The organism is Streptomyces sp. NPDC021012 (assembly GCF_044333355.1).
Classification (GTDB): domain Bacteria; phylum Actinomycetota; class Actinomycetes; order Streptomycetales; family Streptomycetaceae; genus Streptomyces.
In genome coordinates, this window is sequence record NZ_JBIRQU010000002.1 from 288,654 (window position 1) to 311,372 (window position 22,719).

Genomic DNA, 22,719 nt, shown 5'->3' on the forward strand with positions numbered 1-22,719 from the left:
GCCCCGGGTGGCAGTCTGGTCAGGCACGGTTCCCGGGCCGCGGCGTCAGCCGGTACGAGAGGGAGTCCCCGTTGGGCAGCGAGGCGATCCACGAAGAACTGGACGGGCGGGCCGCGGAGGCGGCGGAGCGGGTGGTGGCCTGGCGGCGCCATCTGCACCGGCATCCCGAGCTGCCCAACCGCGAGGTGAACACGGCCCGTCTGGTGGCGGACCAGCTGCGCGCGCTGGGTCTCGACGAGGTCCGTACGGGCATCGTCGGGCACGGGGTCGTGGGCGTCCTGCGCGGGGCGGCGCCGGGCGACGGGCGGGTCGTGGCGCTGCGGGCGGACATGGACGCGCTGCCGGTGCGCGACCTCTGCGGGACGGACTTCGCCTCCTCCGTGGTGGACGCCGACTACCCGGGCGGCCCGTTCCCCGTGTCGCATGCCTGCGGGCACGACTGCCACACCGCGATGCTGATGGGTGCGGCGACGGTGCTCGCGGGTGTCCGCGACCGGCTTCCCGGCACGGTCCTCTTCGTCTTCCAGCCCGCCGAGGAGGGCCCGCCGGTGACGGAGGAGGGCGGGGCGCGGGCGATGGTGGAGGCGGGCGCCTTCGCGGACCCGGTGCCGACGATGGTCTTCGGGATGCATGTGACGCCGTATCCGAAGGGGTACGTGGGGTACAGGGTCGGCAACCAGTACGGCGCGTCCACCCTGGTCCGTATCGTCCTCACCGGGAAGCAGGTCCACGGCTCCACGCCGTGGGACGGGGTCGACCCGATGCCGGCGGCCGGCGCGGTCCTCACCGGCATCGGCCAGCTGTACCGGCAGGTCTCGGCCTTCGACCCGGTCACCGTGACGATCGGGCACGTCGAGGACGTGGGCCGCTTCAACATCATCGGCGAGACGGTGACCCTGTGGGGTACGGTCCGCTGCGCCGTGGAGTCCGACATGGCCGAGGTCCAGCGGCGTCTGACGACGCTGGCCGAGCACTCCGCGGCGGCGTACGGGGCGACGGCCTCGGTGGAGTGCCTCCAGTCCGTGCCGCCCGTGCACAACAGCGGGCCGTGGGTGGAGGCCGGGCTGCCGACCTTCCGCCGGGTGGCCGGCGCGGAGCGCGTGGTGGAGACGGGCGCGACGCTCGGGTACGACGACGTCTCCGAGTTCGTGCGCCGGTTCGGCGGCCTGTACGTGATGCTCGGTGTCCAGGACGCCGAGCTGGACGCCGCCGGCCGGCCGGTGCCCCTGGCGGGCGGCCGGGGCCTGGCCACCAACCACAACCCGCGCTTCTACGCCGACGACGACACCCTCGTCACGGGTGTCCGCCTCCACGCCCACGTGGCGTACGACCATCTGGCGGGTGACCTGGTCGTCCCGTAGGGCGCCCTTCGACCGCCGCCACGAAGGCCCTGAGCAGGGCGGATTCCGAGGCCGTGGGCCACACGAGGCCGTAGACGAGGGGCGGGGTGCCGCGCAGGGGGACGTAGGCGATGCCGGGGCGCGGGTGGTACCGGGCGCCCCGGGCCGCACCGGGTGAGGCGCCCCGGCCGGCGGTCACGTGGGAGAGGACCTCCTGCCAGGTGGCGGCGGTCGGCCCCCGGCCGACGGTGGCGCCGGACGGGGTGCTGCGCGGGTAGTGGTGGTCGACCCAGTGGCGGGGGGCGTCGCCGCCGGGGGCGATCAGGTCGAGGCCCGCGAGGTCCTCCGGGCCGAGGGAGGCGCGGCCGGCCAGCGGGTGGCCGACGGGCAGGAGCAGGACCCGCTCGTCGGTGGCGACGACGGGGCCCGTGGTGAGGTCGGGCTCGCGGACGGGGAAGGTGGCGCACTGGACGTCGAGCGTCCCGTCCCGGAGGGCGCGGACCCCGCCGTCGAGGGGGACCTCGTGGACGGTGATCTCGCAGCCGGGGTGGAGCGCGGCCACGTCGGCGGCGGCGGCCGTGAGCAGCTCACCGCTCCAGGGGGCGCCGAAGCCGACGCGCAGCCTGCCGTGGACGCCGCGCCCGGCGGCGGTGGCGCGTGCGAGCGCGGCATGCATCTGCCGGTACGCGGGCAGGAGGTCCTCGTACAGGGCGTGGCCGACGGGGGTGAGCCGGACGCTGCGGCTGGTGCGGGCGAAGAGCGGGGTGCCGAAGCGGCGTTCCAGTTTCTTGACGGTCTGGCTGATCCGGCCGGTGGAGACGCCGAGGCGTTCGGCGGTGCGCCCGAAGTGGAGTTCTTCGGCGAGCGTGAGGAAGGCCTCCAGTTCGTACCGTTCGAGCACCGTCCCCACCCCTTCGCCGTCCACTGATCGTTGAGTGTGGCTCAACGCCGGTTTCATGATGACACCTTGATGCGCCGGGGTGGCGGCGAGGAACCTGGGGAGCGTCCCCCTCCCCCTCAGGGAAGAGCCTCCATGGCCCCACGCCTCGCCCCCGATGCCCCCGCCCGGCCCGTGAACGTCCTGCTCCTCGCCGTCGCGGGGGCCGTCACCGTCGCCAACATCTACTTCCCGCAGCCGCTGCTCGCCGCCGTGGCGCGCGGTCTGGACGTGTCGGAGCGGACGGCGGGGCTGGTCGCCTCGGCCGCCCAGATCGGGTACGCGCTCGGCATCCTGCTGCTCGTGCCGCTCGCCGACTCCGCGCGGTTGCGCCGCCTCACCTCGGTGCTGCTCGCCCTGACCAGCACCGCCCTGCTCGTCGCCGCGGCGGCGCCCGACGTCGTCACCCTCGGCCTCGCGACGCTCGCGCTCTCCACCACGACGGTGCTGCCGCAGATCCTCACCCCGGTGGCGGCGGTGCTCGCGGGCCCCGGACGGCAGGGCCGGGTCGTGGGCCTGGTGGGCCTCGGCCTGACGCTGGGCTCGACCCTGTCCCGTACGGTCTCGGGCGCCGTGACCGACGCGAGCGGCAGCTGGCGGGTCGCGTACGTGGTGGCGGCCGTGGCGACGGCGGCGCTGCTCCTCGTCCTGCCCCGCCGGCTGCCCGAACGCCTCGGCTCACGGGGCCCCACCTCGTACGCCGGGCTCCTGACCGGGCTCCCCCGGCTCCTCGCGGCCCACCGGGAGCTGCGGATCTCGGCGCTGCTCGGGGCGTGCGTCTTCGCCGCGTTCAGCGTCTTCTGGTCGGTGCTCGCCTTCCATCTGGCGGCGCCGCCGCTCGGGTACGGTCCGGGGGCCGCGGGGCTCTTCGGGGTGCTGACGCTGCCGGCGGCGCTGCTCTCGGCGGCGGCCGGGCCGCTGGCCGACCGGTACGGGGCGTCCGCGGTGAGCGTCGGAGGCCTGGTGTGCGCGGGGCTCGGCCTCGCGGTGGCGGGGCTCGCCCCGTACTCCCCGGCGGCCCTGGTGTCCGGGGCGAACCTGCTGGTGGTGGGGGTCAGCTCGTGCCAGGTGGCCAATCAGGCGCGGATCTTCGCGATCGGCCGGGCGGTGGCGGCCCGGGTGAACACGGTCTTCATGCTGGCCACGTTCGCCGGCGGGGCGCTCGGCTCCCTCGCCGGGTCCTGGCTGTACGCGGCCCGCGGCTGGCCCGCGGCGCTGCTCGCCGCCGGGGCGTGCGTGGGCGTCGCCGGGCTGGTGGTGCTCCTCGCGGCGCGACCGGCGGCCCCGAGTTGCGCCGGGGACGTCACACGGGAGGCTGGGGGTATCCGCCCGCGCATCCCGCAGGGAGAGTCATGATGCTGGACCTCACCGCCCTCGCCGACGAACACCTGGCCGCGGCCCGTACGGCACCGCACGGCCGCAGCGCGCACCGGATCATGCACGACGGGGTGCTGCGGCAGACCGTCATCGCCCTGACCTCGGGCACCTCCCTGGACGAGCACAACGCGCCGCCGGCCGCGAGCCTCCAGGTGCTGCGGGGCCGGGTGAACCTGACGGCGGCCGGGTGGGCGGAGGAGCTGCCGACGGGCACGCTGCGGATGCTCCCCAAGGAGCGGCACGGGCTGACGGCCCTGGAGGACGCGGTGGTGCTGCTGACCGCCGTGAACGACTGAGCGCCCGATATTGCGGTGCCGTGCGGGTGCGTGTCCGTGCAGACTCGGCCCATGACGGACATGAGGGCGTTCCACGACGAGATGGACCGCTGGGTGGTCGACGACCACGGCGGAGACACGGCGAGGGAGCTGGCCGTGGACCTGGGGCTGCGGACGGCGGTGCTCGTGGAGGGGCCGAGCGATCTCGCGGCCGTCGAGACGCTGGCCGCGCGGCGCGGCCGGGACCTGGCCGCGGAGGGCGTGTGCGTGGTGTCGATGGGCGGGGCGATGAGCATCGCCCGCTATGCCGAACTGCTCGGACCGCCCGGCCTCGGCCTGCGCCTGACCGGCCTGTGCGACAAGCGCGAACGGGGCTTCTACGAGCGCGGCCTGCGCCGGGCCGGAGCGCCCGACCGGGACTTCTTCGTCTGTGTGGCGGACCTGGAGGACGAGCTCATCCGCGCGCTCGGCCCGGCGAGGGTCGAGGAGACCATCGCGGCGGAGGGCGACCTGCGCCCCTGGGAGACCTTCCTGAGCCAGCCCGCCCAGCACGGCCGGCCCCGGCAGCAGCAGCTGCGGCGCTTCCTCGGCACGAAGAAGGGCCGCAAGATCCGCTACGGCACCCTCCTGGTGGAGGCCCTCGGCACCGACGGGGTGCCGGAACCGCTCGACGCGCTCCTGGCGAGCCTCTGACCGTCCCGCACTCCGTGCGGGCGACGGGCGTGGCGACCGTCGGCGGTCTCAGTCGTCGGTGGTGACCAGGACGAGCGGGGTGGTCCCGCAGGGCAGCAGGCGCAGGCCGTCGGCGCGGTGTTCGGCCGGCGGACCGGCGAGGACGGCGGCGAAGTCGGGGCCCTTGGTGAGGGATCCGGCGAGGTGGGCCGGGTCGGTGGAGGCGGCGACCCTTCCCCGGGCGTTGACGAGCCGGGCGGGTCCGGGCAGCCGCTGGAGCACGGGCAGCACGGCCGCCTCGAAGTGCCGCAGGTAGACGTCGGCGGCGGCCACGCCCGTGAACCGGCCGCCGAGGCCGACCGGCGCGGAGAGGGTGAGGCTGTACTCGTCGGAGCACAGGTAGTCCACGTAGGGCCCGGCGACGGCCCTGCGGCCGGTCTCGCGGGGCAGCGTGTACCAGTCCCAGTGCGTGTAGTCGGAGTAGGCCGAGTGCTCCGGGTCGAGGTCGAGCAGGAGCGGGCGCACGGCTCCGTCGGGGCCCCGCTGCCACCACTCCAGCCAGCCCGGCACGTCGCTCAGGAGGCCCGGTGCGGCGACGAAGCCCACGCCCGAGACGAGCGGGTGCGCGGCGAGCCGGGCATGCAGCCCGGGCCGCAGGGCCGCCAGGTCGGCGGCGACGGGCTCGCGGCCGGAGCCGGACACCTCCGCGAGCAGGGTGCCGGTGTCGGCGCCGGTCGCGGCCACGGCGGTGAACACCTCTTCGAGGGCGTCCCGGACGCGGCGGACGACCTCGGCGACGGGGTCCGAGTCCCGCGCGCGGCGGACGGCTTCGCCGACCGGGTCCGAGTCCCGTACCCGGCTGACGGCCCCGTCGACCCGGTCCGGGTCAGTGACGGCTTCCGCGGGACCCGCGAGCCCGGTGCTCCTGCCCATGCGTGTCCTCCTCGGGACGCGGCTCGGTTGCGTGGTCGGGGGTGCCGAGGCGCAGCGCGATCAGCCGCCCCACTGACTCCCGTACGCACGTCTCGGCGAGCGTTCTGGCCCGCTCGTCGGCCTCATCCTGCACGGCGGAGATCACGGCGCGGTGACGATCCGACACATTGCCGAGACGGACCGGGTCGTCGAGGACGAGGCAGAGCAGCGGGCCCAGGTCCGTCTGGAGGTCGATCTCCTCGCGGGTGAGGCGGGCGGACTGGGCGGCGGCGGCCAACTCGACGTGGAAACGGCCGTAGAGCCTGCTGCGGGTCGCCGGGTCCTCGGCGGCGGCGAGTTCGTCGACCGTACGGGTGAGGGGGCGCAGGTCGCCGGGCTGGGTGCGGTGGGCGGCGAGCAGGGCGGCGGCGCCGGAGACGGCGGCCCAGTGGTCGCCGAGGTCGCGGAGCTCCTCGGTGGACCAGTCGGCGAGGCGGGCGCGCAGCCGCTCCTCGGGCGGGGTGTCGGGCAGGGTGACGAAGCTGCCGCCGCCGCGACCCCTTCGGGTGGTGACGAGGCCCTGCTGCCGGAGGGCCATGAGGGCTTCGCGGAGGGTGACGGTGGAGACGCCGAGCTGTCCGGCGAGCTCGGTCTCGCCGGGCAGCTGCTCGCCGTCGGCGAGGAGTCCGAGCTCTATGGCGTCGCCGATGCGGCGGACGACGGTGTCGACCCGGGCCCGGGTGTCGACGGGGGTGAAGACGGCCCTGCGGGCGGCGCCCGTCCCGGCCGCGCCGCCGCGGTCGTCCGGCCTGCCGTTCGGTCTCACGGTTAACCACCTCGCGCGTCGAGCGTTGACTCAGGCTTTACCTTAAAGGGGTCTTGAGATCTGAACTATGACTTCATATGTTTACACCCACGCCCGAGCAACGCTCCACCGCACCAGAAAGGTTCCCGCCCATGGAGGGAATGGCGATCCGGCTGACGGGACTGCGCAAGACCTACGGCCGGACCGAGGCCGTGGCCGGGGTGGACCTGGAGATCGCGGACGGCGAGTTCTTCTCGATGCTCGGCCCTTCCGGTTCCGGCAAGACGACGGTGCTGCGGATGATCGCCGGCTTCGAGACGCCGAGCGCCGGCACCGTCGAACTCGCCGGCCGCGACGTCACCCGGCTCGCCCCCTTCGAGCGGGACGTGCACACCGTCTTCCAGGACTACGCGCTCTTCCCGCACATGACGGTCGAGCAGAACATCGCCTACGGCCTCAAGGTCCGCCGCGTGCCCCGCGCCGAACGCCTGGTGCGCGCCCGGGCCGCCCTCGCGCAGGTCGGCCTCGACGGGACGGGCCGGCGCCGGCCCTCCGAGCTCTCCGGCGGCCAGCGCCAGCGGGTCGCCCTGGCCCGCGCGCTCGTCGGCCGCCCCCGCGTGCTGCTGCTCGACGAGCCGCTGGGCGCGCTCGACCTCAAGCTCCGCGAGCGGATGCAGGTCGAACTCAAGGCGATCCAGCGGGAGGTCGGCATCACCTTCGTGTTCGTCACCCACGACCAGGAGGAGGCCCTCACGATGAGCGACCGGATCGCCGTCTTCCACGAGGGCCGGATCGAACAGGTCGCCACCCCCGCCGAGATCTACGAGCGACCCGCGACCCCGTTCGTCGCCGGTTTCGTCGGCACCTCCAACCTGCTGAGCGGGGACACCGCCCGGCGGGTGGTCGGGGCGCCGGGCACGTACAGCATCCGGCCGGAGAAGATCCGGATCCTCGACGACCACGAGGCGGCCGGCGACCCCGGGCACGCCACCGCCGCCGGCACGGTCGCGGAGGTCGTCTACCTCGGCGACGCGACCCGCTTCCTGGTCGACCTCGACGGAGGCGGCCGCCTCACCGCCCTCCGGCAGAACCTGGAGAGCTCCTCCGCCGACCTCGCCGCCTTCCGGGGCGCCCGGATCGGCCTCCAGTGGCACCCGAGCCACGCCGTACGCGTCCCGGAAACCCCGTAGGTCCCCCTACCTCTCGTCAGGCACACCGTCCCCTCACGCAACGGAGATCCACGTGCGTCCGCACCGCTCCCTCCTGACCGCAGCCGCCCTCTCCGGGCTGCTCCTCGTCACCGCCTGCGGATCGGCCGACCCGGCGGGTTCCGGGAAGTCCGGCGGTCTCAACCCGCCCGACCTGAAGGCGCCGACGGCTCTCGGCAAGGCCGAGGGCGAGGTCAACCTGATCGCCTGGGCCGGATACGTCGAGGACGGCAGCAACGACCCGAAGGTCGACTGGGTCACCCCCTTCGAGAAGCAGACCGGCTGTCAGGTCAACGCCAAGACGGCCGCGACCTCCGACGAGATGGTCTCGCTGATGAAGACCGGCGCGTACGACGCCGTCTCCGCATCCGGCGACGCCTCCCTCCGCCTGATCGCCTCCGGCGACGCGGCCCCCGTGAACACGGCGCTCGTGCCGAACTACGCCGACGTCTTCGCCGGGCTCAAGAACAAGGAGTGGAACTCCGTCAAGGGCGTCGCCTACGGCATCCCGCACGGTCGCGGCGCCAACCTCCTCATGTACGACAAGGAGAAGGTGAAGCCGGCCCCCGACTCCTGGTCCGCCGTCTTCGACAAGGCCTCGGCGCACAGCGGCAAGGTCACCGCCTACGACTCCCCCATCTACCTCGCGGACGCCGCCCTGTACCTCGAGGCGACCAAGCCGGAGCTGGGCATCAAGAACCCCTACGCCCTCGACCAGAAGCAGTTCGACGCCGCCGTGGCCCTGCTCAAGGAGCAGAACGCGCACGTCGGCGAGTACTGGAGCGACTACCTCAAGGAGATCTCCGCCTTCAAGAGCGGTGACTCGGTCGTCGGCACCAGCTGGCAGGTGATCGCCAACCTCGCGAAGGGCGAGGGCGCGAAGGTCGACGCGGTCCTGCCGAAGGAGGGCTCCACCGGCTGGTCCGACACCTGGATGGTCTCGGCCAAGGCCAAGCACCCCACCTGCGCCTACAAGTGGCTCGACTGGATCGTCTCGCCGAAGGTCAACGCGCAGGTCGCCGAGTACTTCGGCGAGGCCCCGGCCAACGCGAAGTCGTGCGCGGAGACCGCCGACAAGAACCACTGCGCCGTCTTCCACGCCACCGACGAGGCCTACTGGAAGCAGGTCCACTTCTGGACCACGCCCATCGAGCAGTGCCTGGACGGCCGGACGGACACGCGTTGCGTGCCGTACGCCAAGTGGGTCCAGGCCTGGACCGAGATCAAGGGCTGACCCCGGCGCCATGACCGCACTCTCCCCCGGGCTCTCCCCCGAGTCCGCGACGCGAACCGCCGGCCCCGGCCGCAGTGCCGTCCGGCGGTTCGCCGGGGCCCTGCACCGGCGGCCCCGGCTGCGGCTCGCGGCCCTGCTCACCGCGCCGCTGCTCTGGCTGGTCCTCGCCTACCTCGGCTCCCTCGCGGCCCTGTTCCTCTCCGCGTTCTGGTCGACCGACACCTTCACCTCCGAGGTCGTCCGGATCTGGACCACGCAGAACTTCGAGGAACTCGTCAGCTCGCCCGTCTACCGCACGGTCGCCCTGCGCACCGTCGGCGTCGCGCTCGCCGTGACCGCGCTCTGCGTCGTCATCGCCTTCCCGCTCGCCTTCTACACGGCCCGGGTCGCGCACCCGCGCCGCCGGCCGCTCTTCGTGGTGGCGCTGCTCATGCCGCTGTGGGCCGGCTATCTCGTGAAGGTGTACGCCTGGCGGCTGATCCTCTCCGAGGGCGGACCGCTGGACTGGGCGCTGCGGCCGCTCGGCCTGAGCGGGCCGGGGTACGGGCTCACGGCGACGGTGATCGTCCTGACCTACCTCTGGCTGCCGTACATGGTGCTGCCGATCCACACCGCGCTCGCCCAGCTCCCCGACAACCTCCTGAACGCCTCGGCCGACCTCGGGGCGAGGACCTGGCGGACGTTCGTCTCGGTGGTGCTGCCGCTGGTGTGGCCGGCGGTGGCCGCCGGGTCCGTCTTCACCTTCTCGCTGAGCCTCGGCGACTACATCACGGTGCAGATCGTCGGCGGGAAGACCCAGCTGATCGGCAACCTCGTCTACTCCAACGTCACCCTGAACCTGCCGCTGGCGGCCGCGCTCGGCACCGTGCCGGTCGCCGTCATCGTGCTGTACCTGCTCGCGGTGCGGCGCTCCGGCGCGCTGCGCAGCCTGTGACCGGCCGGAAGGACCGCGACCGATGAACCTCTCCCGTCCCGCGCGGATCGCGCTGCGCACCGCGGCCGGCCTCGGCTTCGCGGCGATCTACCTGCCGCTGCTGCTCGTCCTGCTCGGCTCGCTCAACCCGGACCGCTCGGCGAGCTGGCCGCCGCCCGGACTCACGCTCGACTGGTGGGCGGCGGCCTGGGACAACGCGGGCGCCCGCGCGGCGCTGTGGACCTCGGTCCAGGCCGGTCTGGCGGCGACCGCGGTGGCCCTCGTGCTCGGCACGCTCATCGCCTTCGCGGTGCAGCGGTACTCCTTCTTCGGACGGGAGGCCGTCTCGTTCGCGGTGGTGCTGCCGATCGCGCTGCCCGGCATCGTCACGGGCATCGCGCTCAACTCGGCCTTCTCCACGGTCCTGGAACCCCTCGGCGTGGGCCTCGGGATGTTCACGGTGGTCGTGGGCCACGCCACCTTCTGCATCGTGGTCGTCTTCAACAACGTGGTGGCGCGGCTGCGACGGCTGCCCGGCTCGTACGAGGAGGCGGCGATGGACCTGGGGGCGCACACCTTCCGCGTCTTCTGGGACATCACCTTCCCGCTGCTTCGCTCGGCGCTGCTCGCGGGCGGACTGCTCGCCTTCGCGCTGTCCTTCGACGAGATCGTGGTGACGACGTTCACGGCCGGCCCCGGGGTGCAGACCCTGCCGGTGTGGATCTTCAACAACATGACCCGCCCTCAGCAGGCGCCGGTGGTGAACGTGGTGGCAGCGGCGCTCGTGCTCCTCTCGGTGATACCGATCTACGCGGCGCAGCGACTCTCCTCGGACACACCGGGCGGCGGGCGGGTCTGAGGGCCCGCCGGGACGGCGGGCGGGTCCAGGGGGGCCGCCGGGACGGCGGTGGCGTCCCTGTCCTGCTAGTTTTCCCGAATGCGCCCTTTGTCCCGCCTTGATGTGCGTGTCCTCGCCCGGCGGGCCGCCGCGCTGCGGCCACGGCGACGCGGCGGGGACACCGTCACCGTGCCGGAGGCCGAGAGCGCCGACCGCGAGCGGCTGCGGGACCTGGCCTCGCTGCTGTGCGAGCTCGGGGCCGCGCTGCTGCGCGCCGGGGAGCGCACCGCCGAGGTGGAGCGGGTGCTGCACGACGTGGCCGCGCGCTACGGCCTGCGGGTGCGCTCCTTCGTGGTCCCCACGGGGCTCTTCGTACGGGTCGGGGGCGGCCCCGACGGACGGGGAGGCGAGCTGGACTTCACCCCGGTCGAGGGCCCGGACCTCCGCCTCGACCAGGTGGAGGCGCTGCAGTCGCTGGTCGAGCGGATGCAGGCGGAGGAGGTGCCGTTCGAGGAGGCGCGGCGCGCGCTGCGCGCGGTCCGGGAGCGGCCCGAGCGGTTCAGCCCCGCCACCACCGTCCTCGGGTACGTGCTCCTCACCGTCGGCCTCGGCGCGATGCGGCACGCGACCGTACCGGCCGTCGTCGGGTACGCGGTGCTCGGCCTGGGCGTCGGTCTGCTGCGGCTCTTCGGGGACCGGCTGCCGGCGGGCCGCACGGCCCTGCCGGTGACCGCCGCGATCCTGGTCACGGCGGTCTCGCTGCGCTGGGCGGGACCGCTCCTGCACGAGGTCCCCACCGTCCTGTACATCCCGCCGCTGATCGCGTTCCTGCCGGGCGCCGCGCTGACCCTCGGTGCCATCGAACTCGCCACCGGGGCCGCCCTGTCGGGCATCGCGCGGCTCGCCGGAGCCGTGAACGTCCTGCTGCTCCTGGCCCTCGGCATCCTGGTCGGCACCGAACTCCTGCGGGCCCGCCCGGCGGGCGGGGCCGCGTCCGAGCCGCTGGGCCCCTGGGCCCCGTGGATCGGGGTGCTGCTCCTCGGCTTCGGCTTCCTGCTGTACTTCTCCGCCCCGCCCCGGGTCACCGGCTGGCTCCTGGGCGCGCTGCTCGCCGAACGCCTGGTGCAGTCGGTGGCCACGGAGTTCGCCGGGCCGACCTTCGGCGCCTTCGCGGCGGGCATGCTCCTGCCGCCGATGGCGACCTGGGTCGAGCGGCGCTCGCACACCCCGGACCAGGTGGTGTTCCTGCCCTGCTTCTGGCTCCTCGTGCCGGGCGCGGTGGGCCTCACCAGCGTCTCGGAGATCATCGTGCAGGGCGACACGGCCGGCGGTCTGGACAGCCTGGTGACGATGATCATCACGGTGGCCTCGATCGCCCTGGGCGTCCTGGTGGGCGCCGGGCTCCAGCGGCGGCCCCGGCTGAGCCTCGGCGAACCCGTCCCGGCCGCTCCGGAGGACACGGCCGAGCCCACGGAGACGGAGCCCGGCCGCTGACCGGTCAGTCGGCCTTCCGCACCCATTCGAGGGTCACGCGCAGGCTCGCGTTCGCGTGGCCCTGGACGACCAGCGCGGTGAGCTTGCCCCCGTCCAGACCGAGCTGGCAGCCGAACTCGACGGTCGCGCGGTCCGGGGCCGCCCGGTGCAGCGACTCACCGATCTGCCCGGCGAAGGAGGAGAGCGCCTCGGTGACGCCGGAGAGGTCGGGGAGGCGGTCGCGGATCCCTTCGAGACCGGCATCGGGGCCGATGTCGCGCGTCTCCACGAAGAGGGTCGCGTCCCCGACCTCGACCTCGGTGATGTCCTGCATCGAAGCTCCCTGTTGTCGGGGGTCAGAGGGTCGGGCTCAGGGCGCCCGCGGCGGGGCCGGAGTCGACGTCCGCGGTGCCGGCCGTCTCCGTGGCGAGGGCGCTGCCCCGGAGCCACTCGGGCCAGCTGAGGTTCCAGTCGCCGAAGCCGTTGTCGAAGGGCGTCATGGGCTGTCCGTACCCGTTGACGACCCGTACGAGGTCCCCCTCGCGCACGGTGCGGAACAGCCAGGCGGCGTCCTCGGTGCTCATCCCCGTGCAGCCGTGGCTGACGTCCTCGCTGCCCTGGGAGTCGAGCGACCAGGGCGCGGCGTGCAGGTATTCGCCGCTCCAGGTCACCCGGGTGGCCCAGCGGACCTTGAGGTCGTAGAACTCCTTGCTGGCGCGGGTGATGCCGATGGAGTCGCCGCGCATGCGGACGAGGGGTTCCTTGCCGAGGACGACCTTGATGCCGCCCCGGGTGCGGTAGCCGGCCTTGCCGGTGGTGACCGGGAGGGTGCGCAGGAGCTCCCCGTCGCGGAACACGGTCATCTCGTGGGCGGAGACGTCGGTGACGACCTCGATCACCGGTCCGGTGGTGAAACTGAGGGGGCGTGAGGGGCCGCCGTAGAGGCCGCCCGCGATGTGGGCCCCGTCGAGGCCGCTGCGGACGTGGACCGTGGCGCGGGCGGGCCAGTACGAGCGCGGCCGGTAGTGGAGGGTGGTGGGGTCGACCCAGTGCCAGGCGCCCTCGACGTGGGGTTCGGCCCGCACGTCGAGGGCCCGTTCCACGACGCGGCGGGCGGCGGGATCGTCCGCCGGTACGGGGTGGCTGAGCTCGGCGGTGACCGGCATCCCGACGCCGTACGTGCCGCCGTGCTCGGGTCCGAAGGCGACGGTGAGCCGCTCCCCGGCGGGGGCCGGGGCCGTACGGAAGTCGAGGCGGGCGCGGTGCGGGCCGCCCGCCGCCCCGTCGACGACGAGCCGGGCCGCGTAGCGGGCCCCGGCCGGCAGGGGGGCCGCGCTGGTCCAGCGGGTGCGGTCCGCGCTCTGCGTTCCGGCGATCCGGTGGCCCCGCCGGTCGGTGACGTTGACGTCGGCGAGCGCTCCGGGGGTGCGGAGGGCGAGCTCGACGCGCCCGGAGGCCTCCGGGCCGAGCGTGAACGGCCGTCCCGTGAGGACGCGGTCGCCGCCGAGCACGACCGCGTGGCGCGGCGCGGTGCAGAGGCCGCCGCCGGCACAGCCGTCGACCGAGACGACGGCGGTGGAGCCCCGGGCCGCGGGGGCCCGGTGCTCGTCTTCGGAGTCCCGGCCCGGCGACTGGGCCGCCGTGCTGACGAGGACGGCACCGACGGCCAGGGAGAGCGCCCCCCACCCCCGTGCGTATCTGCGTGACGACACGTCGGACGTCCTCCCCATTCCCGGCGGCGAGGTCGGCGGGCAGTGCCGACCCCAGCATCAAAACGGATGGAAGGAGAAAAAGATGATCACAGCACCGGGCGTGGCGGTGGAGTCGAGGGCGAGACGACTCGAATGGGCCAGCGAGCGGGCCGAGCAGGCCGGTGGGCGGGACGAACGGGTCAGCGGAGGGGGCGAGCGGGTCAGCGGGCCGGCTCCGGAAGTTCCTCGCCGGTCTCGAGGAGGGACTTGAGGCTGGAGATCAGCGCGGGCCAGCCCTCGCCGATGAGCCCCTTGATGGTGCCGCCGGGCTCCAGGTCGCCATGGGTGACCGTGAGCTTGACCATGTCGCCCGACGGCTCGATCACGAAGGTCACCTTGGACCGGCGTTCCCGGACGAGGCGCTCGTACGCCTCCTGTTCGAGGCGTACGGCCTCGGCCCAGTCCGGGGTGAAGGTGTGCCAGGTGTACGAGAGGAGGCGGCCCGGTTCGGAGGCGAGGACGACCTGCTCGGGGTCCTCGGTCCTGCGGCCGTTCTCGTCCCAGACCATGGACGCGCCCGGGGTCCACGCCGACTCGAAGGACACGCCCCAGTAGCGGCGGGTGAGCTCCGGCTCGGTGAGCGCCTGCCAGAGCTCCTCGGGGGTGGTCCGGATGTAGGTGGTGTACACGAACGTGTCGCTGTCCATCGCGCTGCCCCTCGGATTCTGCTCCCCCGCGGCCTGCCCTCCTCCCCAGCCTAGGCAGGCGCCGGACGGACGTGCCAGCGAAGGGCACCCGTCCGGCCGGGATGCCCCGCCGGTTGAATAGGTGCGGAGGAAACTATTCAACGTGCTGCTAGCGTGTCCGGATGTCGCTCAAGCACGCCGTCCTCGCAGCTCTCCTGGAGGGCGAGGCCTCCGGATACGACCTGGCCAAGATCTTCGACGTGTCCGTCGCCAACTTCTGGGCCGCCACCCCGCAGCAGCTCTACCGCGAGCTGGAGCGGCTCGCCGAGGCCGGTCTCATCACGGCCCGGGTGGTGGAGCAGGAACGGCGCCCCAACAAGCGGATGTTCAGCCTCACGGAGCCGGGCCGGAAGGATCTGATCGCCTGCACGACGACACCGCCGCGCCCGAGCGCCGTCCGCGACGAACTGATGGTGCAGGTGCAGGCCTGCGACGAGGGCGACACCGCGGCCGTCCGCGCGTTCGTGGCCCAGCGGATGGAGACGGCCCGGGCCAAACTGGCCCGTTACGACCGGTTGCGGGAGCGGATGCTCGACGGCCGGGACGAGGACACGTACCTCGGCGAGGTGGAGCGCGTCGGGCCGTATCTCACGCTGATGCGGGGCCGGTTCTTCGAGGAGGAGAACCTGCGCTGGGGCGAGCGGGTCCTCGCCGTGCTCGACCGGCGCGCCGCCGCGCGGAACGCCGGTCCGGAGGCGGCGCACCGGACTCCGGAGGCGGCACACCAGGGGTGACGCGGGCCCTACCGTGCGGTAACGTCACCGGCCGGCCACCGGAGGCGCCGGTGGCACCACAAGGACGGATCGAGGACGGCCTGAGATGAACGTCGGTGACCTCGTCGAGGACTTCACCCTTCCGGACGAGACGGGCGCCCCGCGCTCGCTGACCGGCCTGCTCGCGGAAGGCCCGGTCGTCCTCTTCTTCTACCCGGCGGCCCTCACCCCCGGCTGCACCGCCGAGGCCTGCCACTTCCGCGACCTCGCGACCGAGTTCCGTGCCGTGGGCGCCCTGCCCGTCGGGATCAGCTCCGACGAGGTGGAGCGGCAGCAGGAGTTCGCCGAGCGGCACTCGCTCGGCTACCCCCTGCTGTCCGACCCGGACGGCGCCATACGGGAACGGTTCGGCGTGAAGCGCGGGTTCTCGCTCGCGCCGACGAAGCGCGTCACCTTCGTGATCGGCCAGGACCGGCGGGTCCGGGAGGTCGTCCGCAGCGAACTGCGGATGAGCGCCCACGCGGACCGCGCGCTGGCGGCCCTGCGCCGCGCCTGAGCCCGACCGTTCAGACGCCGAGCAGCTTCGCCTTGGCGGCCGCGAACTCCTCGGGCGTGAGCAGGCCCTGCTGGGCGAGCTCGCCGAGGCGTGCCAGCTGGTCGGTGATCGTCGGTGCCCCGCCGGAGGCGGGCGGCGCGGCGGGGGCCGGGGGTGCGCTCGGCGGCGACGGCGGGGCCACCGGGGGCTGCTGTCGGGCCTGGAGTTCGGCGATGGCCTGTTCCTGGTCCTCCTCGCGGCGCGCGGCACGCGCGGAGCTGCGGCCCGCCGCGTACGCCGCGCCGCCCACGAGGGCGCCGCGCAACAGGGGCGCGCCCGCGGGCCGGACGACCGGTCGCAGGAGAGGGCGTCGTCGCAGGAACATGCTCAGCTCCTTCCGACCGCCGCGGCGGCCACGGCCTCGCGACGGGCCGCCCGCGCCTCCTCGACGACCTCGGGCGGTACGCGCACGGTCCCGGCGATCCGCCCGCCGGCCTCGCGGATCGCGTCCGCCGCGCGCGCGGCCCAGACGTGTTCGACGAGCAGCATCAGCGCGCACGAGCCCGGTTCGAGCGTCTCGGCGGCCTCGGCCGCGTCCTCGGGGCCGAGCAGATTGGCCTCGGGGCCGATCTCGGCGGTGGCCTCGCCGTACTCCTCGTACTCGACGAGTTCGGAGGTGGACACCTCGCCGGTGGCGGACTTGACGACGACGAGCGAGTCGATCAGCCGTACCTGGCCCGCCCTGCGGAGCTCCGCGACGGCCGTCACCGCCGCCACTTTCAGCCGCTCCCCCGGGAAGGCGAGCACGACACATTCCACCGGGCCCATGCTGCTCCGTTCCTCGTACGGTTCGCGGCCTCCATCCGAACACGGCGGTGCCCGGCCCGCACGCGGAGCCGTCACGACGTGCGGGCGCGTGGATGCCGGGTGAGACTCTCTGCATCGCCGGGCCTCCCCTGGCCTGTGCGGGAACGGAGCGTGCAGGAATGGACGACTACCCCCTCCTCGACCTCTTCTTGACGATGCTGTGGTTCTTCCTCTGGATCATGTGGCTGTTCCTGCTGTTCAAGGTGATCACGGACATCTTCCGGGACCACTCCCTCAGCGGCTGGGGCAAGGCCGGCTGGCTGGTCTTCTGCATCCTGCTGCCGTACCTCGGCGTGCTGGTCTACGTCATCGCCCGCGGCAAGAGCATGGGCCGGCGGGACATCGAACAGGCCAAGGAGAGTGAGGCCGCGTTCCAGGAGTACATCCGCAAGGCCGCCGGAACGCAGGGCGGTGGCGGCGCCAGCGCCACCGACGAACTGGCCCGGCTCGCCGACCTCAAGAACAAGGGGGCCATCACGGCCGAGGAGTTCGAGAAGGCCAAGGCCAAGGTCCTGTCCTGAGGCTCTGGAGTCGGCGCGCGAGGCGCCGTGACGCGGGTGCGGAGGGAGGCAGGCGCGAGGCCGGGCTCCCGGGTTCCCTGCTGCGGGAGATCGTGGCGGAGCCCGGGAGGCTCCCGGAGACGCTCGCCTCCTTCGCCCTGCGCCACCTCGGGCCGGGGGCCGGGCCCGCGGTCGAACGCCTCCGCGCCGCCCATCCGGAAGCCGACGCTGCGGCTCTGCGGTCCCTCGTCGTCGGCCGCGGACGCCGACGGGTCGTGGCGGAAGGCGCCTTCGTCGGCGGCCCGTTCCTCCTCTTCATCCCCGTCGCGTTCTGCGGCGCCCTCCTCTCCCAGGCGCGTACGGTGCTCGAACTCGCCGCCAGCGAGGGGCGGGATCCCACGGATCCGGAGCGGGCTGCCGAACTGCTCGTCCTGCAAGGGGTGTACGGAGACACCGTGACGGCCCTTGCCGCCCTAGAAGCCCACGCGGCCGAGCCCCGCGCACGCGACGGACGAGGGCGCACAGCCGTCCTCTGGGACCTGGTGATGCGGATGGCTCGGCTCCTGGGACTGCTCACGCCCTCCGACGAAGGCCCCGGCCGGCTCGCGCGGTTCGGTCAGTGGGTGCTCCTGGCCTGTGTGTTCCTGCTCGGCCAGGTGGCCCCGCTCGTCTGGCTGCCGTACATGGCCGTCTCGTACAACCGCGCCACGAACCAGCTGATGGACCGGGCCACCGTCTTCTACGTCGGCTCGCGCGACCTGCGCCCGCCGCGCCGCGTCCGGGTCGACCCGACCATGGCCATGGCGGGGCTGCGGGCGCTGGGATCGCTGCTGCTCCCGCTGATCGGGCTCCTGTTTGTCGTCGGCACGGACACCCGGCTGGCGGGCGAGCAGTGGCCCGTGGCCGCGATCGTCGTGGTGGCCGGCTGCCTGCTCACGGGCGGCTGGTGGCTGTGGCGCCGCCACCGTCGGCGGCGAGAGCCACCCCCTTAATAAGTACGCGAGATGCCTGTTTGATACGGTCGGGTCGTGAGGCTGACGAAGTTCACCGACCTGGCGCTCCGTGCCGTGATGCGCCTGGCGGTCACCGCACCGGAGGAGTCCGTCACCACCCGAGAGGTGGCGGAGTCGATGGACGTGCCCTACGCCCACATGGCGAAGGTGGTCACACGACTCCAACACCTGGGCGTGATCGAGGCACGGCGCGGCCGTGGCGGCGGTCTGGCCCTGACGGAGCTGGGACGGCGCTCGTCGGTGGGCTGGCTGACCAGGACCCTGGAGGGCGAGGAAGAAGTCGTCGCCTGTGAGGGTGATCCACCGTGCCCGCTGCGCACCGCCTGCCGGCTGCGCGGGGCGCTGCGCGAGGCGCAGGAGGCCTTCTATCGCGCACTCGATCCCCTGACCGTGGCGGAGCTCGTGGACTCGCCGACGGGTCCACTGCTCCTCACCCTCAGCCCACGCCCCACGCGATCCCCCTGACCGCGCCTGCTCCCCGGGGAGCATTCGCACACCTTTTAATACGCAGATCATTTACCAGATTGCGAGTTCTCATGCTGTCCGAGCAGGCCGTTCCGGTCGTCCGCGCCACCCTGCCCGCCGTCGGCGGCGCACTCGACAAGATCACCGAGCGCTTCTACGCGCGTCTCTTCGCCGCCCACCCCGAGCTCCTGCGCGACCTGTTCAACCGGGGCAACCAGGCCAACGGCGAGCAGCGGAAGGCACTCGCCGGCTCCATAGCCGCCTTCGCCGTCGCCCTGCTCGACAACCCCGACAGCCGCCCCGACGCCATGCTGTCCCGGATCGCGCACAAGCACGCCTCGCTCGGCGTCAGCTCCGAGCAGTACAAGACCGTGCACGAGCACCTCTTCGCCGCGATCGTGGAGGTCCTCGGCGACGCGGTGACGCCCGAGGTCGCGCAGGCCTGGGACGAGGTGTACTGGCTGATGGCCAACGCCCTCATCGCCGTGGAGGCCCGGCTCTACCAGGAGGCGGGGGTCACCGAGGGCCAGGTCTGGCGGAGCATGGAGATCGCCGAGCGGCGCGAGGAGACGGCCGACACGGTGTCGTTCGTCCTGCGTCCCGCCGACGGGTCCCCCACGGTCCCGTTCCGGCCGGGCCAGTACGTGAGCGTCCGGGTCGCGCTGCCCGACGGCGCCCGGCAGATCCGCCAGTACAGCCTGTCCGCCGCTCCCGGACGCCCGCAGTGGCGGATCACGGTCAAGCGGGTCGACGGCGACCCGGCGGGCGAGGTCTCCTCCTGGCTGCACGCGCATGCCGCCGCGGGCGACACCGTGGAGGTCTCGGTCCCGTTCGGCGACCTGGTCCTGCCCGAGGGCGAGAGCCCCCTGCTGCTCGCCTCCGCCGGGATCGGCAGCACCCCGATGCTGGCGATGCTCGACCACCTGGTCACCACGGGCTCGACCCGCCCGGTCGTCGTGGCGCACGCCGACCGCTCCCCCGCCGCCCACGCGCACGCCGAGGAGCTGCGGCGCCTCGTGGCCGCGCTGCCGCAGGGCACGCTGCACCTCTGGTACGAGGAGCCGGGCGAGTCCGGCGCCCGGCCGGGCCGCGCGGACGTCACGCTCGTCGACCTGCCGGCGGGCACCACCGCCTACCTGTGCGGGCCCCTGCCCTTCCTGCGCGCGGTGCGCGGCGACCTCCTCGGCCGGGGCACCGCCGCGGCCGACATCCACTACGAGGTGTTCGGCCCCGATCTGTGGCTCGGCGCCGAGGGCTGACGCCCCCTGGCAGCAGTCGACGGCAGGGGCGCGAGGAGGCCGGTGCGCGGAATCGCCCTCGACACCGGCTCCTCCCGGACCCGCGCGCGGGCTCCGGGGGCGGGCGTCTTCGCGGACGTCCCGAGCGGACCGGTGCGGCGCGGCCGACAAGGGGGAGAGAACGACAAAGCCCCGGTTGGACGGGGGATTCCAACCGGGGCCGATCGCCGTGACCGGCGAAGAGCGGTCACCTCTCGGGGGGGACCTTGGGGACCGGGCCCCTTCGCAGTCACATACGTAGGAACGACGGGCCCTTCCCGATTGTTCCGGGGAATCCCGGGTGGGCGATGTGAGTCACCTCACCCGGTTTCGGCAGTTCGCGACCAGTCTCGTCAGTCCTTCTCGGGGCGGTAGACCTCGCCGGGCTCGGCCTTGCCGGGGGCGAGCAGCTCCGGCACCGTCACGAACGTGAAGCCCCGCCGCTTGAGCTCGTCGATGATCGACGGCACGGCCGGCACCGTCCCGGCGTAGATGTCGTGGAGCAGGATGATCCCGTCGCGGTGCGCCTGCTCCAGGACCCGCTGCCGTATGAGCGCCGAGTCGGTGGTCGAGTAGTCCTTGGCCGTGATGCTCCACAGGACCTGGGCGAGTCCGAGCTCGCGGCTGACGTCGGCCACCGTGCCGTCGGTGCGGCCCTGCGGCGGACGCATGAGCGTGGGCTTCCGGCCGGTGATCTTCTCGATGGCGTCCTGGGTGCGCGACAGCTCCTCGCGGACCTCGGACTCGTCGAGGTCGGTCAGGATCCGGTGCGACCAGGTGTGGTTGGCGACCTCGTGGCCCTCGTCGGCGATGCGCTTGACCACCTCGGGATAGCGGTCGACGTGCTTGCTGCCGAGGAGGAAGAAGGTGGCGGGGACCTGCTTCTCCTTGAGGACGTCGAGGAGGTGGGGGGTGTCCTCGCCCGGTCCCGCGTCGAAGGTCAGGGCTATGCACTTGACCTCCGCGCAGTCGACGCGGCGGGCCGCGCCTCCCGCCTTGCCGTCCGCCCCCGCCTCCGCGCGGGCGTCCTGCGGAGTCATCGGGTCGACTCCGCAGGCGCTCAGCGTCAGCATCAGCGTCGCCGCGGCGAGCAGGGCGGTGGTCGCTGCCCTGCCGCGGCCAGGCCTGGATCGGAACATGGTGGACCCGCTTTCCCCGTGATGTCTTCGGTACGGCCGTCACCGCTGGTCAGGGCGGTACGCAAGGCCGGAAGGCACTCTACACATGGTGTATAGCGGGGGTGTCGGCGGGGTCCGTCGACCGTTCCCGGGCACACGAGAGCCCCGGGCGGCGACCGTCCGCGCCACTCGGAGCGTCCCGGTGTCCCGGTGTCCTGTCAGCGGGAGGCGAGCAGCAGTCGGGCCTCCGTCTCCTGGTCGCCGGAGACGGACTGCAGGGACTGGATGTCGAAGCCGATGGCGAGCACCTTCTCGACCTCGTCGACGGCTCGGTAGCCGCCGTTGAGCGTGGCTCCGACCGGGGCGGACAGATGGGTGGGGCCCACCTCTTCGTGCCGCCCGTCGGCCGTGTCGAACGTGGCGGTCCAGACGGTGGGTGCCGGCCCCGTGGCCGCCTGCGGGCTCGGTGTCGTCATGTCCTCCAGCTGGTAGACCCGGTCGAGGACGTCGAACACGGCCTGGGCGTCCTCCTTGCAGCAGTCGCTGAGCTGCACGGTGACGTCGGTGTCGATGTGCAAGTCGTACACGTCGCTCATCTCCTCGCGGCCCGCCGGCCGCTCGTGGTGCCACGCGCTCCTCGTGCCGGGCGCTCGTCGTGCCACCTCTCCAGCATCCCTCTCGGGAGGCCGCCCCGCGAGGGCCGCCGATCGGCCCGGCAGCCCCGGCGATCCGCTCGACGACCCTCGCATCAGGGCCAGTCCACCGGCTTCCTCCGCCGCCGGGGCCGCTCCGAACCCGCCGCCCTCCCCCTGCGGAACCGCTCCAGAAACCTGCTCCGCACCGGCCGACCCTGCGGGCGGTCGCTCACCGCAGGCCGGCCCGGCGGACGGTCGGCCACCACGGCCCGATCCGTCGTCGGCGGCGGCGCCGAAGCCCTCGAAGCCCCCGGAGGCATCGGCGGCATCGGCGGCATCGATGAGATCGGCGGGATCAGTGGGATCGCCGGCACCTGCGAGGCGACTCTCGTCTCGGGCGCCTCGCCGGGATGGGGGGCCTGCCTCTGCGCACGGGCTTCGTCCAGGGCCAGGGCCAGGCTCAGCCGGTGCCAGAGGATCTCGTCCGGCTCGTCGGCCCGCGTCAGCCGTTCGGCGATCTCGCGCGCGACCGCTCCCACAGGCGTCCCGGGCGGCAAAGGCGGGCGCAGCCGGTCGAGGTGGCTGCGCTCGTACGGATCGTCGACGACCTCGGCCACCTGGACCGGGTCGAGCAGGGAGGCGACGGCGGCGGCGCGCGCCCACGGGTCCTCGGTGGCACGGAGCAGCAGGCCGAGCCGCCGCGTCCGCCAGTTCCTGGGCCGCCGGTCCTCGTGCGCGGCGAGGCGCTCGCGCAGCTCCAGCGGCAGCCGCCCCGTCAGCAGGGCCGGACACGCGAGGCCGAACTCGACCACCTCCTGCGCCAGATACATCCACACCACGGCCCGGTAGCGGTTCAGCGAGAACCGCACGGGACTGAAGTGCCCCGTGCGGGCCAGCCGGGTGAAGCGGTCGGCGGTGATCCCGAGAAGGGCGGCGGCCTCCGCCGTACCGACCGCGCGCACCCGCTCGCGCAGGCCGGCGGGGAAGTCCGGGGCCGCCCTGAGCCGGTCGACCTCGCACCGCTCGACCCGTCGCCGCTCCCCCTCGCCGGCCCGCACCGTCCTCACCAGACCGAGCTGCACCGCGAGCCGGAACTCGTCCCGCCTCAGTTCCAGTTCCTGCGCGGCCCGCCCCGGCGTCACCGTGCGTGCTCCTTCGTCCACCGTCATTGCGCG

At 73.5% G+C, this 22,719-nt stretch carries 26 protein-coding genes; 15 read left to right on the plus strand and 11 right to left on the minus strand.

The window, feature by feature from the left end; all coding sequences use genetic code 11:
* Window positions 1-71: 71 nt before the first annotated feature.
* Window positions 72-1,361: a M20 family metallopeptidase gene (locus ACH4TP_RS06645; protein ID WP_398436127.1), complete on the plus strand. Its 1,290-nt coding sequence runs from the start codon at window positions 72-74 to the stop codon at window positions 1,359-1,361.
* Here the strand turns inward: ACH4TP_RS06645 and ACH4TP_RS06650 are convergent.
* Window positions 1,294-2,241, minus strand: coding sequence for a LysR family transcriptional regulator (locus ACH4TP_RS06650; protein ID WP_398179868.1), 948 nt, complete (start codon window positions 2,239-2,241; stop codon window positions 1,294-1,296). The genes ACH4TP_RS06645 and ACH4TP_RS06650 overlap by 68 nt on opposite strands.
* A 132-nt stretch (window positions 2,242-2,373) precedes the next feature.
* Between ACH4TP_RS06650 and ACH4TP_RS06655 the strand changes: the two genes are divergently transcribed.
* The 3 genes from ACH4TP_RS06655 to ACH4TP_RS06665 are packed head-to-tail and all read left to right on the plus strand — an operon-like array spanning window position 2,374 to window position 4,622.
* Window positions 2,374-3,633, plus strand: coding sequence for an MFS transporter (locus tag ACH4TP_RS06655; RefSeq protein WP_398179865.1), 1,260 nt, complete (start codon window positions 2,374-2,376; stop codon window positions 3,631-3,633).
* On the plus strand, window positions 3,633-3,950 hold the full coding sequence (locus ACH4TP_RS06660; protein WP_398180756.1) for a cupin: 318 nt from the start codon (window positions 3,633-3,635) through the stop codon (window positions 3,948-3,950). The genes ACH4TP_RS06655 and ACH4TP_RS06660 overlap by 1 nt, the downstream gene beginning before the upstream one ends.
* A gap of 51 nt (window positions 3,951-4,001) precedes the next feature.
* Window positions 4,002-4,622, plus strand: a complete 621-nt coding sequence (locus ACH4TP_RS06665) for a TOPRIM nucleotidyl transferase/hydrolase domain-containing protein (RefSeq protein WP_398436130.1) — start codon at window positions 4,002-4,004, stop codon at window positions 4,620-4,622.
* A gap of 48 nt (window positions 4,623-4,670) precedes the next feature.
* Here ACH4TP_RS06665 and ACH4TP_RS06670 read toward each other — a convergent pair whose 3' ends face one another.
* Entirely contained in the window at window positions 4,671-5,534 is an 864-nt protein-coding gene (locus ACH4TP_RS06670; RefSeq protein ID WP_398436132.1) for a cache domain-containing protein, read from the minus strand.
* A complete protein-coding gene (locus tag ACH4TP_RS06675) occupies window positions 5,488-6,339 on the minus strand; it encodes a FadR/GntR family transcriptional regulator (RefSeq protein ID WP_398436134.1) in 852 nt (283 codons plus the stop codon). The genes ACH4TP_RS06670 and ACH4TP_RS06675 overlap by 47 nt, the downstream gene beginning before the upstream one ends.
* A 131-nt stretch (window positions 6,340-6,470) precedes the next feature.
* Between ACH4TP_RS06675 and ACH4TP_RS06680 the strand changes: the two genes are divergently transcribed.
* From ACH4TP_RS06680 to ACH4TP_RS06700, 5 genes are all read left to right on the plus strand, one after another.
* A complete protein-coding gene (locus tag ACH4TP_RS06680) occupies window positions 6,471-7,508 on the plus strand; it encodes an ABC transporter ATP-binding protein (protein WP_389234081.1) in 1,038 nt (345 codons plus the stop codon).
* Between the two features lie 52 nt (window positions 7,509-7,560).
* The gene (locus tag ACH4TP_RS06685; protein ID WP_389234079.1) at window positions 7,561-8,760 is read left to right on the plus strand and encodes an ABC transporter substrate-binding protein; all 1,200 of its coding nucleotides are present in this window, start codon (window positions 7,561-7,563) and stop codon (window positions 8,758-8,760) included.
* A gap of 10 nt (window positions 8,761-8,770) precedes the next feature.
* Window positions 8,771-9,694 carry an ABC transporter permease gene (locus ACH4TP_RS06690; RefSeq protein WP_398179845.1) on the plus strand — a complete coding sequence of 308 codons (924 nt, stop codon included), beginning with the start codon at window positions 8,771-8,773 and terminating at the stop codon, window positions 9,692-9,694.
* A gap of 22 nt (window positions 9,695-9,716) precedes the next feature.
* Entirely contained in the window at window positions 9,717-10,532 is an 816-nt protein-coding gene (locus ACH4TP_RS06695; protein WP_389234074.1) for an ABC transporter permease, read from the plus strand.
* Window positions 10,533-10,610: 78 nt separating this feature from the next.
* Window positions 10,611-12,005 (plus strand): threonine/serine exporter ThrE family protein, encoded by a 1,395-nt coding sequence (locus tag ACH4TP_RS06700; RefSeq protein WP_398436137.1) that lies wholly within the window; start codon window positions 10,611-10,613, stop codon window positions 12,003-12,005.
* 4 nt (window positions 12,006-12,009) lie between these two features.
* Here ACH4TP_RS06700 and ACH4TP_RS06705 read toward each other — a convergent pair whose 3' ends face one another.
* From ACH4TP_RS06705 to ACH4TP_RS06715, 3 genes are all read right to left on the minus strand, one after another.
* Complete coding sequence (locus ACH4TP_RS06705; protein ID WP_389234068.1) at window positions 12,010-12,318, minus strand: CU044_2847 family protein; 309 nt, start codon at window positions 12,316-12,318, stop codon at window positions 12,010-12,012.
* Between the two features lie 22 nt (window positions 12,319-12,340).
* On the minus strand, window positions 12,341-13,696 hold the full coding sequence (locus ACH4TP_RS06710) for an Ig-like domain-containing protein (RefSeq protein ID WP_398436139.1): 1,356 nt from the start codon (window positions 13,694-13,696) through the stop codon (window positions 12,341-12,343).
* Window positions 13,697-13,896: 200 nt separating this feature from the next.
* On the minus strand, window positions 13,897-14,382 hold the full coding sequence (locus tag ACH4TP_RS06715) for an SRPBCC family protein (protein WP_389234062.1): 486 nt from the start codon (window positions 14,380-14,382) through the stop codon (window positions 13,897-13,899).
* A 161-nt stretch (window positions 14,383-14,543) separates the two neighbouring features.
* On the opposite strand from ACH4TP_RS06715, the gene ACH4TP_RS06720 reads away from it, so the two are divergent.
* Together ACH4TP_RS06720 and ACH4TP_RS06725 are read left to right on the plus strand one after the other, a co-directional pair.
* The gene (locus ACH4TP_RS06720; RefSeq protein WP_398436140.1) at window positions 14,544-15,155 is read left to right on the plus strand and encodes a PadR family transcriptional regulator; all 612 of its coding nucleotides are present in this window, start codon (window positions 14,544-14,546) and stop codon (window positions 15,153-15,155) included.
* Window positions 15,156-15,240: 85 nt separating this feature from the next.
* Window positions 15,241-15,690, plus strand: a complete 450-nt coding sequence (locus ACH4TP_RS06725; protein WP_398179831.1) for a peroxiredoxin — start codon at window positions 15,241-15,243, stop codon at window positions 15,688-15,690.
* Between the two features lie 10 nt (window positions 15,691-15,700).
* Here ACH4TP_RS06725 and ACH4TP_RS06730 read toward each other — a convergent pair whose 3' ends face one another.
* Window positions 15,701-16,054: an SHOCT domain-containing protein gene (locus ACH4TP_RS06730; protein ID WP_398179828.1), complete on the minus strand. Its 354-nt coding sequence runs from the start codon at window positions 16,052-16,054 to the stop codon at window positions 15,701-15,703.
* A gap of 2 nt (window positions 16,055-16,056) precedes the next feature.
* Window positions 16,057-16,497 (minus strand): DUF6325 family protein, encoded by a 441-nt coding sequence (locus ACH4TP_RS06735; RefSeq protein WP_398436141.1) that lies wholly within the window; start codon window positions 16,495-16,497, stop codon window positions 16,057-16,059.
* Window positions 16,498-16,655: 158 nt separating this feature from the next.
* On the opposite strand from ACH4TP_RS06735, the gene ACH4TP_RS06740 reads away from it, so the two are divergent.
* From ACH4TP_RS06740 to ACH4TP_RS06755, 4 genes are all read left to right on the plus strand, one after another.
* Entirely contained in the window at window positions 16,656-17,057 is a 402-nt protein-coding gene (locus ACH4TP_RS06740; protein ID WP_389234048.1) for an SHOCT domain-containing protein, read from the plus strand.
* A gap of 92 nt (window positions 17,058-17,149) precedes the next feature.
* Window positions 17,150-18,028 (plus strand): hypothetical protein, encoded by an 879-nt coding sequence (locus ACH4TP_RS06745; protein WP_398436142.1) that lies wholly within the window; start codon window positions 17,150-17,152, stop codon window positions 18,026-18,028.
* Window positions 18,029-18,064: 36 nt separating this feature from the next.
* Window positions 18,065-18,514, plus strand: a complete 450-nt coding sequence (locus ACH4TP_RS06750) for an RrF2 family transcriptional regulator (protein ID WP_398179819.1) — start codon at window positions 18,065-18,067, stop codon at window positions 18,512-18,514.
* Between the two features lie 71 nt (window positions 18,515-18,585).
* Complete coding sequence (locus ACH4TP_RS06755) at window positions 18,586-19,773, plus strand: globin domain-containing protein (protein WP_398436143.1); 1,188 nt, start codon at window positions 18,586-18,588, stop codon at window positions 19,771-19,773.
* 371 nt (window positions 19,774-20,144) lie between these two features.
* On the opposite strand, the gene ACH4TP_RS06760 is transcribed toward ACH4TP_RS06755, so the two are convergent.
* From ACH4TP_RS06760 to ACH4TP_RS06770, 3 genes are all read right to left on the minus strand, one after another.
* Window positions 20,145-20,930, minus strand: coding sequence for a polysaccharide deacetylase family protein (locus ACH4TP_RS06760; RefSeq protein ID WP_389234034.1), 786 nt, complete (start codon window positions 20,928-20,930; stop codon window positions 20,145-20,147).
* Window positions 20,931-21,127: 197 nt separating this feature from the next.
* The gene (locus ACH4TP_RS06765) at window positions 21,128-21,571 is read right to left on the minus strand and encodes a hypothetical protein (RefSeq protein ID WP_389234031.1); all 444 of its coding nucleotides are present in this window, start codon (window positions 21,569-21,571) and stop codon (window positions 21,128-21,130) included.
* An 86-nt stretch (window positions 21,572-21,657) separates the two neighbouring features.
* Window positions 21,658-22,713 carry a DUF6397 family protein gene (locus tag ACH4TP_RS06770; RefSeq protein WP_398436145.1) on the minus strand — a complete coding sequence of 352 codons (1,056 nt, stop codon included), beginning with the start codon at window positions 22,711-22,713 and terminating at the stop codon, window positions 21,658-21,660.
* Window positions 22,714-22,719 lie beyond the last annotated feature (6 nt).